At 65.1% G+C, this 17,010-nt stretch carries 13 protein-coding genes; 8 read left to right on the forward strand and 5 right to left on the reverse strand.

Annotated elements, in window-relative coordinates; genetic code table 11:
* Positions 1–172: 172 nt before the first annotated feature.
* The 5 genes from U5A67_RS20945 (at position 173) to U5A67_RS20965 (ending at position 3,854) form a co-directional block, all read left to right on the forward strand.
* A complete protein-coding gene (locus U5A67_RS20945) occupies positions 173–1,543 on the forward strand; it encodes an EAL and HDOD domain-containing protein (RefSeq protein ID WP_321815740.1) in 1,371 nt (456 codons plus the stop codon).
* A 179-nt stretch (positions 1,544–1,722) separates the two neighbouring features.
* The gene (locus U5A67_RS20950) at positions 1,723–2,286 is read left to right on the forward strand and encodes a peroxiredoxin (RefSeq protein WP_205986468.1); all 564 of its coding nucleotides are present in this window, start codon (positions 1,723–1,725) and stop codon (positions 2,284–2,286) included.
* Positions 2,287–2,480: 194 nt separating this feature from the next.
* Positions 2,481–2,948: a hypothetical protein gene (locus tag U5A67_RS20955; RefSeq protein WP_321815741.1), complete on the forward strand. Its 468-nt coding sequence runs from the start codon at positions 2,481–2,483 to the stop codon at positions 2,946–2,948.
* Between the two features lie 67 nt (positions 2,949–3,015).
* Positions 3,016–3,555, forward strand: a complete 540-nt coding sequence (gene bamE / locus U5A67_RS20960) for an outer membrane protein assembly factor BamE domain-containing protein (RefSeq protein ID WP_205986470.1) — start codon at positions 3,016–3,018, stop codon at positions 3,553–3,555.
* A gap of 38 nt (positions 3,556–3,593) precedes the next feature.
* Complete coding sequence (locus U5A67_RS20965; RefSeq protein WP_205986471.1) at positions 3,594–3,854, forward strand: hypothetical protein; 261 nt, start codon at positions 3,594–3,596, stop codon at positions 3,852–3,854.
* 51 nt (positions 3,855–3,905) lie between these two features.
* Here the strand turns inward: U5A67_RS20965 and U5A67_RS20970 are convergent, their stop codons facing one another.
* A complete protein-coding gene (locus tag U5A67_RS20970; protein ID WP_321815742.1) occupies positions 3,906–4,541 on the reverse strand; it encodes a LysE family translocator in 636 nt (211 codons plus the stop codon).
* 139 nt (positions 4,542–4,680) lie between these two features.
* On the opposite strand from U5A67_RS20970, the gene U5A67_RS20975 reads away from it, so the two are divergent.
* Positions 4,681–5,133, forward strand: coding sequence for an Lrp/AsnC family transcriptional regulator (locus U5A67_RS20975; RefSeq protein ID WP_205986474.1), 453 nt, complete (start codon positions 4,681–4,683; stop codon positions 5,131–5,133).
* An 85-nt stretch (positions 5,134–5,218) separates the two neighbouring features.
* On the opposite strand, the gene U5A67_RS20980 is transcribed toward U5A67_RS20975, so the two are convergent.
* The 4 genes from U5A67_RS20980 to U5A67_RS20995 all read right to left on the reverse strand — a co-directional run bounded on the left by U5A67_RS20980 (position 5,219) and on the right by U5A67_RS20995 (position 14,428).
* Positions 5,219–8,521, reverse strand: a complete 3,303-nt coding sequence (locus tag U5A67_RS20980) for an efflux RND transporter permease subunit (protein WP_321815743.1) — start codon at positions 8,519–8,521, stop codon at positions 5,219–5,221.
* 4 nt (positions 8,522–8,525) lie between these two features.
* The gene (locus tag U5A67_RS20985) at positions 8,526–11,666 is read right to left on the reverse strand and encodes an MdtB/MuxB family multidrug efflux RND transporter permease subunit (protein ID WP_321815744.1); all 3,141 of its coding nucleotides are present in this window, start codon (positions 11,664–11,666) and stop codon (positions 8,526–8,528) included.
* Positions 11,667–11,671: 5 nt separating this feature from the next.
* The gene (locus tag U5A67_RS20990; protein WP_321815745.1) at positions 11,672–13,027 is read right to left on the reverse strand and encodes an MdtA/MuxA family multidrug efflux RND transporter periplasmic adaptor subunit; all 1,356 of its coding nucleotides are present in this window, start codon (positions 13,025–13,027) and stop codon (positions 11,672–11,674) included.
* Positions 13,028–13,561: 534 nt separating this feature from the next.
* A complete protein-coding gene (locus U5A67_RS20995; protein ID WP_205986478.1) occupies positions 13,562–14,428 on the reverse strand; it encodes an IclR family transcriptional regulator in 867 nt (288 codons plus the stop codon).
* Between the two features lie 754 nt (positions 14,429–15,182).
* Here U5A67_RS20995 and U5A67_RS21000 point away from each other — a divergent pair.
* Both U5A67_RS21000 and U5A67_RS21005 read left to right on the forward strand, forming a co-directional pair.
* Positions 15,183–16,100 carry a LysR family transcriptional regulator gene (locus tag U5A67_RS21000; RefSeq protein WP_205986479.1) on the forward strand — a complete coding sequence of 306 codons (918 nt, stop codon included), beginning with the start codon at positions 15,183–15,185 and terminating at the stop codon, positions 16,098–16,100.
* Between the two features lie 162 nt (positions 16,101–16,262).
* Positions 16,263–17,000 (forward strand): SDR family oxidoreductase, encoded by a 738-nt coding sequence (locus U5A67_RS21005; RefSeq protein ID WP_321815746.1) that lies wholly within the window; start codon positions 16,263–16,265, stop codon positions 16,998–17,000.
* Positions 17,001–17,010: the final 10 nt, after the last annotated feature.

A 17,010-nucleotide genomic window follows, 5' to 3' on the forward strand; every position in this document is an offset into this window, starting at 1 on the left:
TTAGTCTTTTGTATTGGCTGCATGAGAACCGGGGCGCCAGACCGGCCATTTTCCCGTACGCCAATTTTTGACCGGTTATTGTCCGATCAGGTCCGCGCGACCGGAACCCATCGAGGTGTTCCGCGCGGGCCGGGTCTTCCAGACCGAATTTATCCGCCCGAGCCTTTTCGCCATGTCCGATTCATCGTCAGCGTCCGCACGACCGGAGCATCCGGCCGCGCCAGGCGATAGCGGTCCCGGCGCTCCGCAGTCCGACCTGCACGCGCAGTCCGCCTCACCGTCTGCCCAGCCCGGCAGTCCCCAGCCGTTCGTCTATCTGGGCCGGCAACCGATCCTCGACCGCAACGGCGCGCTCAGCGCCTATGAGCTGCTATTTCGCGGCGGCCCGCAGAATCGCGCCGATGTTTTCGACGACGCGCTCGCCACCGCCCAGGTGATGACGCGCACGATGGGCCAGCTCGGCGTGCCGGCCGTGCTGGGCCGCCATCACGGCTACGTCAACATGAGCCGCGAGCTGCTGTTCGACGACATCGTCCATCTGCTGCCGCCCGACCGCTTCGTGCTCGAAGTGCTCGAACACGTGGGCTTCGATACGGCGGTGCTCGAACGTCTCGCGCAGTTGCGCCGCGCGGGCTACCGCATCGCCTTCGACGATGTGAACGCGCTGACCGACGGCCTGCGCCGCGCGCTGCCATACGCCGACATCGTCAAGGTCGATCTGCTGCAGACCGAGCGCGAGGCGCTGCCCGCGCTCGTGGCCGCGATCTCGGCCGAAGGCAAGACGCTGATCGCCGAGAAGGTGGAAACGCGCGAGGACTTCGAATACGCGCGCGAACTGGGCTTCGACCTGTTCCAGGGGTACTTCTTCGCGCGTCCGCAGGTGTTGCGCGCGCCGCGTGTGCGTGCCTCGCGGCTGGCGCTGGTGCGCCTGCTCGCGCTGGTGGCGGGCGACGTGGGTATCGCGGAACTCGAAACCGAATTGCGCAGCCATCCGGGCGTGGTGGTGCAGTTGCTGCGCCTCGTCAATTCGAGCGCCTATGCGCCGGGCCGGCCGATCTCGTCGCTGCGCGAAGCCGTGCTGGCGGCGGGCACGCGCCAGATCGCGCGCTGGGCGCAACTGTTGCTCTACGCGAGCGGACGCGATCTGCCGTGGGGTTCGGACCCGCTCGTGCAACTCGCGGGTACGCGTTCGCACTTCATGGAACTGGCCGCGCGCAGCCTCGCGCCCAATGACGCCGATTTCGCCGATGCCGCCTTCATGACCGGCATCTTTTCGCTCGTGCACGTGCTGGTGGGCTCGACGCCCGCGAACACGCTCGAGCGCCTTGGCCTGTCGGTCGAGATCAGCGAGGCCGTGGACGGCCAGCGCGGCGAACTGGGCACGCTGCTGCGCGTGGCCGAAGCGGCCGAACGTGGCGACGACCAGCTCGCGCAATCGCTGGTGGCCGAAGCGGGCGGACGTTTCGAGGCGCTCACGCCGCCGTTGCTCGGCGAACTCAACCTGTGGGCGGGCGCCTGGTTCTCGGCCTACGCGGATGGTTGATCCGCGGCACGCAGCAACGCGCTGAAAGAGCCGCGTAAGCCACATGAGCCATGCGGCGCCGCGTTCTGCGCGCGGCAGCCGAGTGTGGTCCAATAGGGGCGCTCGCCGCCGCGCAGTGCGCGTGCATCGTCAGTTCATTGCTGGCGGCGACCCGTTCAAGGACCACGAGGACATCCGACATGAAACCGAGGTATTTCGCGGGCGCCGCTGCAGTGCTCGTGTGCGCCGGGCTTTCGCTGTTCGCGCTGAGCGCGCAGGCCACGCTCAAGCCGGGCGACCCCGCGCCCGACTTCACGACGCAGGCGTCGCTGGGTGGCAAGACCTACACCTACACGCTCGCTTCCGAACTCAAGAAGGGGCCGGTGGTGGTGTACTTCTATCCGGCAGCCTTCACCAAGGGCTGCACGATCGAGGCGCATGAATTCGCCGAAGCCGTCGACGAATACAAGAAGTACGGCGCGACGGTGATTGGCGTGTCGCACGACAACATCGACACGCTCACGAAGTTCTCGGTGAGCGAGTGCCGCAGCAAGTTCCCGGTGGCCGCCGACGAAGACTCGAAGATCATCAAGTCTTACGATGCGTCGATGCCGCTGCACGCGTCGATGGCCAATCGCGTGTCTTACGTGATCGCGCCGGACGGCAAGATCATCTACGAATACACCAGCCTGTCGCCCGACCAGCACGTGGAGAACACCTTGCGTGCCGTCAAGGAATGGGCGGCGCAACATCCGCAGCAGTAAGCCGGCGGCGCGCGCCTGAGGTTGTGGCGGCCTTGCGGTGAGACAAGTTCTTGCCACGGGGCCAAAACGGCGCGGGCGGCGCGCTGTTATCGTGCCGCGTTGCATCGTTCCGGGTGACCCGATCCGATGCGCGGCGACTTCCCCCTTTGCTTCGTCCGCGCGCGCCTCGCAGCGTGCGTGGTGTCCGTTTTCGTATGCCCATATTCGTACTGCTTTTTGTCTTCGCCGCGCTGGTTTATGGCGCGGTGCGCGCGTATCAGGCCATTGCCGCAAGCTTCGGCGTTGGCGTGGCGATCGGCGCGGCCGTGGTGGCTGCGGCCGTCGTGATCGCGCTGATTGCGTGGTGGCTGCAGCGCCGCCGTGACATCGCGCCGAATTTGCGCGGCGAGGGGAACTGGACCCATCGCGTCGCCGGTCCGTGGGGTGAGGTGCGGCTGGCTGCGGGCAAGCGCCTGTGCGAAATCACGCAAGGCGCGGAGCACGGCGCCTACATCTTCGCCGATCTGCAAGGCGCGCAGCCCGCACGCGATGCAAACGGCTGGCACGTCGCACTGCGCGTGGCCGATGCGCGCAAACCGCTCTGGCACTTGCCGATGCCCAGCGAGCGCGAGGCGAAACGCTGGGCGCGCATCGTCACGCTCGCCATCGCGCAGAAACTCTGACGGCCGCGCACAGTCGTATCTGGTTGATTTCCCACTTGATTCTCGCTTGATCGTTCATAGATAGCCCATGTTCCGCACCTGTTGCCTTGGTCTCGCCCTCGCTGCGAGCGCGACACTCTTCACCGCCTGCGACCAGCAGAAAGTCGCCGACGCCGTCAACGCCATCAAGCCGGATTCGATGGCGTTCGGCGGCCTGAAAATCGGCGTATCGACCGTCGAAGACGTGCGCCAGAAGGCCGGCAAACCCGAGATCGTCTGGCAGAACGACGACGGCACCGAGCGGCTCGAATATCCGCGCGGCCCGAACGGTCTGAATACGTGGATGCTCGACTTCGACGCCGACGGCAAGCTCGTCGCCATGACCCAGGCGCTGACCGCGCAGAATATCGCCCAGGTCGTGCCCGGCATGACGCAGGACGATGTGCGCCGCCTGCTCGGCAAGCCGGCCGAAGTGGCGAAGTACGCGCTGAGTCACGAGGAAGTGTGGAGCTGGCATTGGGCCGAAGGCGGCGTGACCGGCGACGGCATGTTCAATGCGCACTTTTCGCCCGATGGGCTGGTGGTGCGCACCTCGCGCTCGGATGCGCCAGGGCACGGAACGCACTGAGCGGGCTGGGACCGCTTGATTGCGCGGAGGGTCGGGAAATGAAGCGTCTGGCGTTGTTGTGGAGAATCGTGAAGGGCGATGCGCGCGTGCTGTGGTACGCCCTGCGTCAGCCCGGCCGCCCGGTGTGGCTGATCCCGGCGACGGTGCTGCTGGCGCTTTATGCGCTGGACCCGTTCAATGTCGCGCTGCCGGTGGCGGGCGTAATCGACGATGGGATCATCGTGCCGCTGGTGCTGCATCTGCTGGTGCGGTTCCTGCCGATGGAGATGCGGCGGGCAGGGAGAGAAGCGCGGGGGTGAGGGTTTAAGGGTTCGAGGCGGGGCGTTTCATCGCCCCCGCGCTAACCCCTCTCACCCGTGCCGCACAAACGCGAACACCTGCTCGGCAAACAGCGCCGCCGCCACGACGATCATCGCTGCGCCCGAGAGCTGGCTCACGATGCGCGCCGCTTTCGGCCGCGTGCCGAGCACGGCCTTCGAGCCCAGCCCGACGACCGAATACACCGACGCGCAGTTGATCATGTGCAGCACGCCCAGCACCAGAATCTGCACCGACACCGACCAGCCCGCGTCGCTGCGCGTGAACTGCGGCAGCAGCGCCACGAACAGCAGAATCGCCTTCGGGTTCAGCCCGCTGATCGCAAAGCCGCGCAGCGCCCAGCCTTGCTTGCTGCTTTGCGCCTGATCGTCGCCCGCGCTAAGCTGCGACGCCGGCCGCATCACGGTCTTCACGCCCAGCCACAGCAGATACGCGCCACCCACCACGGTCAGCACCGACAGCACGGCCGGCACGCTCGTCACCAGCGTGCCCACGCCCGCCGCCACCACCAGCGTGATCGCCAGATAGCCGAGCAGCATGCCGCCCACCGCCGGCGCCACCACGCGTCCGCGCAGGCCCGCTGAAATCGCATAGGCCCAGTCCGCGCCGGGGACCATGACGAGAGAGAACGAGACGATCCAGAACGCGGTCAACAAACTTGCTTGCACAGCCGTACTTCCCTTTCTTTTCCGGTGATGACGATGCGTGCGGACACGTGCGCCAGGGTCGCAAATATTAGGGTTTTGGAGCGGGGAAGTGCTCCCTATTTCTTGTCAGAAGGCGCGTCCGCGCGCTAATATTTCGCGCATGGATGCCATTGACCGCAAGATTCTTGCTGAGATTCAGCAGGACGGACGACTTTCGATCACCGAGCTGAGCGAGCGCGTGGGCTTGAGCCTGTCGCCGTGCCAACGGCGGCTGCGTGCGCTCGAAGGCGCGCAGGTCATCAGCGGATATCGGGCGACGATCGAACCGTCGGCGGTCGGGCTGAATTTTTCGGCGATCGTCTTTGCGACGCTGCGCGAAGGCAGCAGCGAGAACGTGCAGGATTTCGAAGACGCGCTGGTCGACATTCCCGAGATCACGCGCGCCGAGCGTCTGTTCGGCGAGCCCGATTACATGCTGCACGTCGTCACGCGCGATCTGAAGGCGTTCCAGACGCTCTACGACCGCCGCCTGCTGCCGTTGCCTTCGGTGTTGCGGCTGACGTCCACGCTCGTGATGAAGAGCATTTTTCAGGATCGGCCGTTGCCGCTTTGACGTTGACCCAGCGCCACAAAAAAAGCGGCTGAAACTTTCGCTTCAGCCGCTTCGTTTTTCACTGCAGTTTCACCGCATCGACCACTTATTCCACCGCACGCGGCGGCGGCGCGACCTTGCCGCGCTTCTCGTCCCACCAGACGCGCAGGCGGTCCATATAGAGATAGACCACCGGCGTCGTATAGAGCGTGAGCATCTGACTCACGATCAGACCGCCGACGATCGAAATCCCCAGCGGCGCGCGCAATTCCGCGCCTTCGCCGCTCCCGAACGCGAGCGGCAGCGCGCCCAGCAGCGCCGCGAACGTCGTCATCATGATCGGGCGAAAGCGCAGCAGACACGCCTGGAAGATCGCATCGCGCGAACTCAAACCCTGACGCGACGCCTCGATCGCGAAGTCCACCATCATGATCGCGTTCTTCTTGACGATGCCGATCAGCAGGATCACGCCGATCAGCGCGATGATGCTGAACTCGGTCTTGAACAGCAGCAGCGCGAGCAGCGCGCCCACGCCCGCCGAAGGCAGCGTCGAGAGAATCGTCAGCGGGTGGATGTAGCTCTCGTAGAGCACGCCCAGCACGATATACACGGCCAGCAACGCGGCGAGAATCAGCAGCGGCTGGTTGTCGAGCGACTGCTGGAACGCCTGCGCCGTGCCCTGGAAACTGCCGTGGATGGTCTGCGGCATGCCGATCTCGGCCATCGTGTCGTAGATGGCCTGCGTGGCGTCCGAGAGCGATTTGCCAGGCGGCAGGTTGAACGAGATCGTCGAGGCCACGAACTGGCTCTGGTGGTTCACCGAGAGCGGCGTCGTGCCCGGCCCGAACGAGGCGATCGCCGACAGCGGAATCATGGTTTCCTTCGACGTCGACACCGCCGCGCCCGACGACGCGCTCGACTTGCCGCTGGCGGCGAGCGAGTTGGTCGCGAGGTTGCGTGCGGAATCGGCGGCGAGGGTGGCCGCGCTCGTTGCCGTGGTGCCGCTCGTGCCGCCCGTCGACGCGCTGGTGGTCGCCGTGACCGTGCCCGCTGTCGCGTTGGTGCTCTGCGCGCCGCTCGCCGTGCCGCCCGAGGTGCTGACCCAGATCTGATTGAGCATGTCCGGGCTTTGCCAGTATTTCGGCGCGACTTCCATCACGACGTGGTACTGGTTCAGCGGGTTGTAGATCGTCGAGACCTGGCGCTGGCCGAACGCGTCGTAGAGCGTGTTGTCGATCTGCGAAGGCGTAATGTTCAGGCGCGCGGCGCTCTTGCGGTCGATCGTCACCATCGCTTCCAGACCGCCTTGCTGCTGGTCCGAATTCACGTCGGCGAGTTCGGGGCGTGCCTGCAAAGCCTCGGTAAGCTTGGGGCCCCACTTGTAGAGATCGGCGGTGTTATCGGCGAGCAGGGTGAACTGGTATTGCGCGTTCGATTGCCGCCCGCCCACGCGGATGTCTTGCACCGCCTGCAGGAAGGTGCGCGCGCCGGCGACGTTCGAGAGCGGGCCGCGCAGTTGCGCGATCACCTGATCGGCGGAAATCTTGCGCTCGCTCTTGGGTTTGAGCGAGACGAACATGAAGCCCGCGTTGGTCGCGCGTCCGCCCGTGAAGCCCGCCACCGAATCGACCGCCGGATTGGCCTGCACGATGCGCTGCATCTCGGCGAACTTCACTTTCATCGCCTGGAACGAGGTGGACTGGTCGGCCTGAATGCCGCCGATCAGACGCCCGGTGTCCTGCTGCGGGAAGAAGCCCTTGGGCACGATCACGTAGAGCACGACGTTCAGCGCGATGGTGGCGATCAGGATCAGCAGGATCAGGAGCGGCCGCGCGAGCGCCCAGCCGAGCGTGCGCTCGTAGCCGTTCTGCAGGCGCATGAAATTGCGCTCCAGCCACTGCGCGAAGCGGCCTTCTTCCTTCTTCTCGTGTTTTTCTTCGAGCAGGCGCGAGCACATCATCGGCGTGAGCGTGAGCGAGACGGCCAGCGACACCGCAATCGCCAGCGACAGCGTCAGCGCGAATTCGCGGAACAGCCTGCCGACGATGCCGCCCATCAGCAGGATCGGCAGGAACACGGCCACCAGCGAGACGCTGATCGAGAGCACCGTGAAGCCCACTTCGCGCGCGCCGATCAGCGCCGCCTCCATTCGCGATTTGCCGTTCTCGATGTGCCGCGAGATGTTTTCCAGCACCACGATGGCGTCGTCGACGACGAAGCCCGTCGCGATGGTCAGCGCCATCAGCGAGAGGTTGTCGAGCGAAAAACCCATCAGATACATCGCCGCGAAGGTGCCGATGATCGAGATCGGCACGGCTACGCTTGGGATCAGCGTCGCGCGCCAGTTGCGCAGGAACAGGAACACCACCATCACCACCAGCGCCACGGCGATGAGGAGCGTGCGTTCGGTGTCCTTGAGCGAGGCGCGGATCGTCACCGACCGGTCGGAAGTGGGGATCACGTCGACATCGGCGGGCAGCGAGGCCTTCAGTTGCGGCAGCATCGCGATCACGCGGTCGACGGTCTCGATGATGTTCGCGCCGGGCTGGCGGTACAGGATCACCAGCACCGAATGCTTGCCGTTGGTCAGACCCAGATTGCGCAGGTCTTCCACCGAATCGACCACTTCGCTCACATCCGAGAGCTTCACGCCCGCGTTGTTGCGGTAGGCGATCACGAGATCCTTGTACTGGCTCGCCTTGCTCGCCTGGTCGTTGGTGTAGAGCTGGTAGCGCTGCGGACCGAACTCGATGTCGCCCTTCGGACTGTTCGCGTTCGCCGAGGCCAGCGCGGCGCGCACGTCTTCGAGACCGATGCCGTAATGGAACAGCGCGTGCGGTTCCAGTTCGATACGCACGGCGGGGTTTGCCGAGCCGTTCACATCGACTTCGCCGATACCGTCCACCTGCGAGAGCGACTGCTGCAGCACGGTGGCGGCCGAGTCGTACAACTGGCCGGGCGTCAGCGTGGGCGAGGTGAGCGCGAGAATCAGGATCGGCGCGTCGGCGGGATTGACCTTGTGGTACGTGGGGTTCGAGCGCAGGCTCGTGGGCAGGTCGGCGCGCGCGGCGTTGATGGCCGCCTGCACGTCGCGGGCGGCGCCATCGATGTCGCGGTTCAGGCCGAACTGCAGCGTGATGCGCGTGCTGCCCACCGAGCTTTGCGAGGTCATCTCGGAGACGTCGGCGATCGAACCGAGGTGACGTTCCAGCGGGCTCGCCACGCTGGTCGCCACGGTTTCCGGGCTGGCGCCCGGCAAGGTCGCCTGCACCGAGATGGTGGGGAAATCCACCTGCGGCAGCGGCGCCACCGGCAGCTTCGTGAAGGCGAAGAGGCCGGCGAGCGCGATGCCCAGCGCAAGCAGCGTGGTCGCGACGGGGCGCGAAATGAACGGGCGCGAGAGATTCATCGCGTCAGTGCTCCGCGTCGGCCGAAGGCGCGGGCGGGGTTGGCGGGGTGGGATTGGAACCGCCGCCAAAACGCTTGCGCATACGCGCTGCGAGCGCGTCGAAGGCCAGATAGATCACCGGCGTCGTGAACAGCGTGAGCGCCTGCGACACGATCAGACCGCCCGCGATCGCAATCCCCAGCGGCCGGCGCAATTCCGAACCCGCGCCAGTGCCGAGCATCAGCGGCAAGGCGCCGAGCAGCGCCGCCATCGTCGTCATCATGATCGGGCGAAAGCGCAGCAGGCAGGCCTGATAGATCGCCTCGCGCGGCGGCTTGCCTTCGTTGCGTTCGGCGTCGAGCGCGAAGTCGATCATCATGATCGCGTTCTTCTTGACGATACCGATCAGCAGCACGATGCCGATGATGCCGATGATGTCCAGATCGTGCCCGGTGATCATCAGCGCAAGCAGCGCGCCGATCCCGGCGGAAGGCAGCGTCGAGAGAATCGTGATCGGATGCACGAAGCTCTCGTAGAGCACGCCCAGCACGATATACATCGTCACGATGGCCGCGAGGATCAGGAACAGTTCGTTCGACAGCGACGCCTGGAACGCGAGCGCCGCGCCCTGGAAGCGCGTCTGGAACGAACCGGGCAGGCCGATATCCTGTTCGGCCTGCTGGATCGCCTTGACCGCCGCGCCCAGCGACGCGCCCGGCGCGAGGTTGAACGACACCGTGGTGGCCGGGAACTGCGAGAGGTGCGAGACCAGCAGCGGCGCGGGCCGCTCGTGGAACTTCGCGATGGCCGAGAGCGGCACCTGGCCGGTGGTCGAAGTCGAGGAGGGCAGGTAGATCGAGTTCAGCGAATCGGTGTAGTGCTGCATCACCGGATCGGCTTCCAGGATCACGCGGTACTGGTTCGACTGCGTGAAGATCGTCGAGATGATGCGCTGGCCGTAGGCGTCGTAAAGCGCGTTGTCGACGGTCGCGGGCGTGATGCCGTAGCGCGCCGCGCTCGCGCGGTCGATCTCGATGAATACCGACGATCCCTGATCCTGCAGATCGGTGGCGACATCGGCGAGTTCGGGCACTTGCTGCAGACGGCGCACGAGCTTGGGCACCCAGGTCGTGAAGTCCTGAATGTTGGGCGTCGTGAGCATGAACTGATACTGCGTCGGACTCACGGTCGAGTCGATCGTCAGATCCTGCACCGGCTGCATGTAGAGCGTTGCGCCCGGCACGTGCGAGGTCGATTGCTGCAGATCGCGGATGATCTCGCTCGCGGTTTCGCTGCGGTCGTCGCGCGCCTTCAGGTTGATCAGCATGCGCCCGCTGTTGAGCGTGATATTCGTGCCATCCACGCCGATAAACGACGTCAGGCTTTCGACGTTGTCGTTCTTGAGGATTTCGTCGGCGAGCGCCTGCTGGCGTTCGGCCATCGACGCGTACGAGACCGACTGCGGCGCCTGCGTGATCGCCTGGATCACGCCGGTATCCTGCACGGGGAAGAAGCCCTTGGGCACCGCCACGTAGAGAAAACCGGTGAGCACCAGCGTGATCGCGAACACCAGCAGCGTGAGACGCTGGCGCGCCAGCACCCATTCGAGCGCCACGCCGTAACGGCCGATGATGTAGTCGAAGAACGCATGCACGCGCGTCTCGAAGCGGCGGCTTTCGGTGGGCGGCGTGTGGCGCAGCATCTTCGCGCACATCATCGGCACCAGCGTGAGCGAGACGATCGCCGAAATCACGATGGTCACGGCCAGCGTGATGGCGAATTCGTGGAACAGACGCCCGACCACGTCGCCCATGAAGAGCAGCGGAATCAGCACGGCGATCAGCGAAACCGTCAGCGAGATGATGGTGAAGCCGATCTGCTTCGAGCCTTTGAGCGCCGCTTCGAGTGGCGTGTCGCCGTCTTCCACGTAGCGCGCGATGTTCTCGATCATGACGATGGCGTCGTCCACCACGAAGCCGGTCGCGATCGTGAGCGCCATCAGCGAAAGATTGTCGAGCGAGAAGCCGCACAGATACATCACGGCCAGCGTGCCGATCAGCGAGAGCGGCACCGAAAGGCTCGGAATGATGGTCGCGTAGATGTTGGCGAGGAACAGATACATCACCAGCACGACAAGCACGACCGACATCAGCAGCTCGAACTGCACGTCGCGCACCGAGGCGCGGATCGTGGTGGTGCGGTCGGTGACGATCTGCACGTCGAGCGACTGCGGCAGCGATTCCTGCAATTGCGGCAGCAGCGTCTTGATGTTGTCCACCACGGCGATCACGTTCGCGCCGGGCTGGCGCTGCACGTTCAGGATGATCGCGGGCGTGTCGTCCACCCACGCGCCGAGCTTGGTGTTCTCCGCGCCCTGCACGATGTTGGCCACGTCCGTGAGCATCACCGGGCGGCCGTTGCGATAGGCGATGACGGCGTCCTTGTAGGCGTCGGCGTCGGTGAGCTGGTCGTTGGCGTTGATGGTGTAGGCGCGCGTCGGACCGTCGAAGTTGCCCTTCGGCGTGTTGACGTTCAGGTTCGAGATGCTGGTGCGCAGATCGTCGAGATTCAGGCCGTAGGCCGCGAGCGCGCGTGGGTTCGCCTGGATGCGCACGGCCGGGCGCTGGCCGCCCGACAGACTCACCAGACCCACGCCCGCGACCTGCGAAATTTTCTGCGCAAGACGCGTATCGGCGAGATCCTGGATCTGCGTGAGCGGCAGCGTTTTCGAGGTGATCGCGAGCGTGAGGATCGGCGCGTCGGCCGGATTGACCTTGGCGTAGATCGGCGGCGCGGGCAGGTCGGACGGCAGCAGGTTGCCGGCCGCGTTGATGGCGGCCTGCACTTCCTGTTCGGCGATATCGAGCGGCAGATCGAGGCTGAACTGCAGCGTGATGACCGAAGCGCCCGCCGAACTCTGCGACGACATCTGGTTGAGCGACGGCATCTGCCCGAACTGGCGTTCGAGCGGCGCCGTCACGGAGGAGGTCATCACATCCGGGCTCGCGCCCGGATAGAAGGTCTGCACCTGGATGGTCGGGTAATCGACTTCAGGCAGCGCGGACAGCGGCAGGAAATGCAGCGCGACGAGACCGACCAGCATGATCGCCGCCATGAGCAGCGCCGTGCCGACCGGGCGCAGGATAAAGGCGCGGGACGGATTCATGCGGCTTACTGGCCCGAAGTCTCAGAGGCGTGGCGGCGATGGCCGTGGTGTGCGCCCGAAGCGCCCGATGCTGCGGCGGCGCCCGATGCGCCGGAAGCGCCCGAGGCATGCTTCGGATGCTCGGCGGGAATCGTGATCTTCGCGCCTTCGCGCAGACGGTCCGAGCCGTCGATCACAACACGCTCGCCCAGCGCGAGACCCGAGGCGATGCTGGTGCGCTCGGCATCGACCGGGCCCACTTTCACGACGCGCACCGTGACGGTGTTGTCCGCCTTGACCACGTACACGTACTGGCCTTGCGAGCCGTTGAGCACCGCCGAAGTCGGCACGATCACCGCATTGTGGATCGTATCGACGAGCAGTCGCGCATTGACGAACTGATTCGGGAACAGCATCTGGTCGTTGTTGGCGAAGCTCGCGCGCAGCTTGACGGTGCCCGTGGTGGTGTCGATCTGGTTGTCGATGGTCTGCACGAAGCCGTTTTCCAGCAGCGTGGTATTGCTGCGGTCGTAGGCCGCCACGGACATCTTCGTGCCGGCGTGCAGCTGCTTCATGATCGACGGGAGGTTGTCTTCGGAGGTCGTGAAGATCACGCTGATCGGCTGCAATTGCGTGAGCACGACGAGCCCGTTGGTGTCGCCCGACGTCACATAGTTGCCCGGATCGACCTGGCGCAGACCCACGCGGCCCGACACCGGCGCGGTCACGCGCGCGTAGGTGAGATCGAGCTTGTAGGTGTCGATATTGGCCTGATCGGACTTGACCGTGCCTTCGTACTGCTTGACGAGCGAGGCTTGCGTGTCGACCTGCTGGCTCGCGATCGAGTCCTGCGCGAGCAGCGTCTGGTAGCGCTTCAGGTCGAGGCGGGCGGTGGCGAGCAGCGCCTGGTCGCGCGCAAACTGGCCTTCGGCGTTGGCGAGCGAAATCTGGTACGGGCGCGGGTCGATCTGGGCGAGCACGTCGCCCTTGTTGACCATCTGGCCTTCCTGGAAGTTGACGCTTTGCAGCGTGCCCGATAGTTGCGTGCGCACCGTGACGTCGGCCAGCGGCGTGACCGTGCCGAGCGCGGTGATGACGATGGGCATGTCGCCGGACTTGGCCGTCGCCACGCTGACCGGCTGCGGCATGTTGGCCATGGCGCCGCCGCGTCCCGCATGTTTGCCGCCGCTCGCGGCGTTCGGCGCACCCGCGCCGCTGGACGGATTACGGTTCCAGGGCTGCCAGCGCAGCAGCACGATGGCCGCCACAACCAGCACGATACCCAATGCAATCAGCTTGCCGCGCCGTTTGCGCGGTGCCGGGGCGGACGATGACGGCGTATCTCGACGAGGGGAATCCGGGCGCTTTTCTTGTTGATCCATCGGTCAGGTCGGTTGCGAGTATCGGTGACGTGCGTAGAGGCGTGCGTGTCGGTTAGGCGGTCTGGCGCGTGCGTGCGGGCATGGGCGCCGCTGGCCGCGCGGCCAAGGATGCCGATGCTACGCGAGAAGCGCGCAAGCTTGATGTCAGGTGCCGGCTGGCGGGCCTCGTGAGGCTGGCTGGCTGGATCGCGAAAGGCGGGCCTGGGCGGGCGACGGGGACGATGCGCGGTGCGGGTCGCTGCGCGGTGTGCTGGCGAGCGGCTGACCTCGCGCTGCCGCTTTGCGCTTTGCTTCCCGATGTCGCTTGGCAACCTCGCGCCATGCAAGCGCGTGCGCTTGCGACGGCGTACGAATGACTGACCGACGCCTTACCGGCAGCTCACGCTACCTGAAAAGCATGATGCTACGTTGCGCCCTTTGTTACCGTCCAGTGCCGTATCTTTCGAGGCGTTACGGAGGTTACAGGTCGTATCAGGCCTGTGTAAGGATTTGGGTCGTCGGTCGTCAGAAATAAGGGGAGTTAGCGCGGATTTTTTAGCGCGGATGGCCGTTCTCGGTTGCGCGCGTGCGCAACGGTGGCGGCAGGCAGGGCGTGCCGCCGATTTCGGCCGCGATGCGCTCGACGCATTCGCGCAGCAGCGGCACGGCATGCGAGACGAGCCAGTCGCGCGGACACTGCTGGGCCGCGCCGCCGCAATTGATCGCGTAAAGCTCGCCGTTCGGTCCCGCGAACGCGCCCGCGATGGCGTTCAGGCCTTCATACCATTCGCCGACGGCCATGCCGTAGCCCTGCGCAGCGGTTTCCGCGAGCGCGGCGTCGAGCCGGCTGCTGACAAAGCCCCAGTCGTTGCCCGCAGCGGCCTGCAGCGCCGAGGTCAGTTCGGCACGCGTGTGGGCGTCGAGCGAGACCAGATACGCGCGCCCCACGGCCGTGCGGCTCATGTCGATGCGCGAACCCACTTCGAGTCGCGACACCAGCACGGCCGAGCGCGGCCGGATCGCGTCGATCACCACCATATCGAGCCGGTCGCGCACGGCAAGATGCACCGAAAGGGCGGTGCGCTCGGCCAGGCGCGTGAGGAACGGACGGGCGCGCTCGCGCAGATCGGCGTTGCGCAGGAAGCCGCTCGACAGTTCCAGCACCGACGAAGTCAGCACGAAGCGTTCGCTGTCGGGCAGGCGCGCGAGGAAACCGGTGGACACCAGCGTGCCGGTCAGGCGCGAAAGCGTCGCTTTGGGAATACCGGTAAGCTCCGTCAGTTCGCGATTGCCCAGCGGCGTTTCGGCCGCGGCGATGGCGCGCAGCACGGCGAGGCCGCGCGCAAGCGCAGTGACTTCTTCGGCGCTGCCGTCTTTGGTGTCCCGCGCCGCGTCGGCACGGGAGGGGGGCGTGGAATTCATCGGCAAAGCTCTCAGGCGTAGTTGTAAATTAATTTGTCTTGTTGCTTTTCGTGTTTTTCGGAACACAATTTCACGTTTCATTGCATCGCGTGCAAAGCTGCTATAGCACGCCCCGACGGACCGGAATGTGGGCATGACCGCTTTCCATCGGACGAAACCCGCGTCATATCAACAAATGTGCGGAAAACACGGGCCACATCGTTATTCAAAAAACATAATGTGTTCTGTTTGATAGTTCGCGTAATCTGGCGAGAAATTGCTTGACTTAGTCAGCATCTGGGTAAAAAATGGAATCTAATTTCGACAGGATCTCGAAATCTTGACAACGCACGGCGTAGTCGCGGTTTCTGCGGTCATGGCGCAATCGTGGTGAAGTCTGTAGTGCGATCGTATGGCAAGGGTTTCGAATCGTTTCAAGGTTGTCTGAAACATCGGCTTGAACCCCAAACCTCGCGAATCTTGCGAGGTTTTTAAGTGCCGCGGTTTATGCATAACGCATAAATCCCATTATCTGGATACGATTGCTTCAAGGATTACTTCGCGATTCGCTGCCGGCCCGGTCCACAGGTCGAATACCGTCTCTCAGGTTCTAGCACGGCCCTCGGAATGGCTAGAACTTTTCAAAGCGTCACGTTCACACGTGGCGCTTTTTTTTCGCTGTGCGCTGGCGCACATCATCGCGGAATTCCACCCCCCGATCCGTTCGGCGAGCTTTGCCGTACCATCGCCGCACACCTGTTCGATGGAGCGGCACATGTTATCCGAAGAAGAACTGGCTTTGCTCGAAGCGATCCGCGAAAGCGGCAGTCTGTCGCGTGCCGCCGCGCGCCTGAACAAGGCGCCTTCGACGGTGTCGCATGCGGCGCGTCAACTGGAAGCACGCTTCGACGCGCTGCTGTTCGACCGGCGCCGCTACCGTCTGCAACTCACGCCCGCCGGGCAACTGCTCGCCGATGAAGCGGGGCGGCTGATGCAGGACGTCGCGCGCATGACGCAACGGGTGCGGCAGGTGGCGAACGGCTGGGAAGACCGCCTCTGGATCGTCACGGACGAGATCATCGAATTCGAATTGCTGATGCCCGTCGTGCGCGATTTTGATGCGCTCGACTCGGGCGTGCGGCTGCGCTTTACGCACGAGGTACTGGCCGGGACGTGGGAGGCGCTGCGTGACGGGCGCGCCGACCTGATCGTGGGCGCGACCAACGAGCCGCCCGCGATCGCCGGTCTGCACTGGTTCGAACTGGGCGTGATGGAGTGGGTGTTCGCGCTCGCGCCGCGCCATCCGCTGGCGGGCGTCGCCGGGCCGCTGTCGCGCGAACGGATTCTGTCGACGCGTGGCGTGGCTGTCGCCGATTCGTCCCGGCATATGCCCGGGCGCGCTTATGGGCTGCTGGGCGGACAGGATGTACTCGCCGTTCCGTCGATGCGTGCGAAGATTCTGGCGCAGCGCGACGGCCTGGGCGTTGGCTGGGTGCCGCGCGAGCGCGCTGCGAAGCTGCTGGCAAGCGGCGAGCTTATCGAGAAAGAGACGGCGAGCCCGCGCGAGCCGAACACGCTCTATGTGGCCTGGCGCGCCGAACGGCCGGGACGCGCGTTGCAGTGGTGGATCGACCGCCTGCGCGAGCCGCGCCTGGCGAGCCGGCTGGTGAAGGGGATCGAAGTCGGCGCCTGAACAGACACAACGGCAGGCATCGCAGTAGCAAAGTAAGCGCCATTCCAGAACGTTCGAAAAAATCGAATATCTTCGTCGCGGATGTCGTACGGCAATGCACGTCGCGCCCGGCACCATGACGTTACGGTCCAGCACGGACCATCACCCACCAGGAGAAACGTCATGAATCGCTTTGCCAACAAAACTGTCCTCGTCACCGGCGGCACCAGCGGCATCGGTCTCGCGACCGCGCAAGCCTATGCAGCCGAAGGCGCACGCGTGATCGTCACCGGCCGCGACGAAGCCACGCTCGCCGCCGCCCGCGAAACCCTGGGCGGCGATGCCCGCGCCTACCGTAACGACGCCGCGTCGCCGGCGGCCTCGCGCGAACTGGCCGCTGCGCTGGGCGAAGACGGCATCCGCCTCGACGCCGTGTTTATCAACGCGGGTGTCGCGAAGTTCGCGCCGTTCGATCAGGTCGACGAAGCGCTTTGGGACCAGAGTTTCGATATCAACGTGAAGGGCGCGTATTTCCAGATTCAGGCGCTGCTGCCGCTCCTGAATACGGGCGCGTCGATCGTGCTCAACGGCTCGATCAATGCGCATATCGGCATGCCGTCGTCGTCGGTGTATGCGGCGAGCAAGGCGGCGCTGGTGTCGCTCGCGAAGACGCTTTCGGCGGAACTGCTGCCGCGCGGCGTGCGTGTGAACGTCGTGAGCCCCGGCCCCGTGACGACGCCGCTGCACGGCAAGATCGGCATGGATCAGGCAACGAAAGACGCGCTGGCGGCGCAAATCCCGCTCGGCCGCTTCGGCACGCCAACTGAACTGGCTTCGACGATTCTGCATCTGAGCGCGCCGGAATCCGCGTTTATCGTCGGCACGGAAATCATCGTCGATGGCGGCATGAGCCAGCTTTGATCGCCGCCTG

Origin of the sequence: Paraburkholderia sp. J69-1, assembly GCF_905220255.1 — a bacterium.
In the GTDB taxonomy this organism is placed as follows: Bacteria; Pseudomonadota; Gammaproteobacteria; order Burkholderiales; family Burkholderiaceae; genus Paraburkholderia.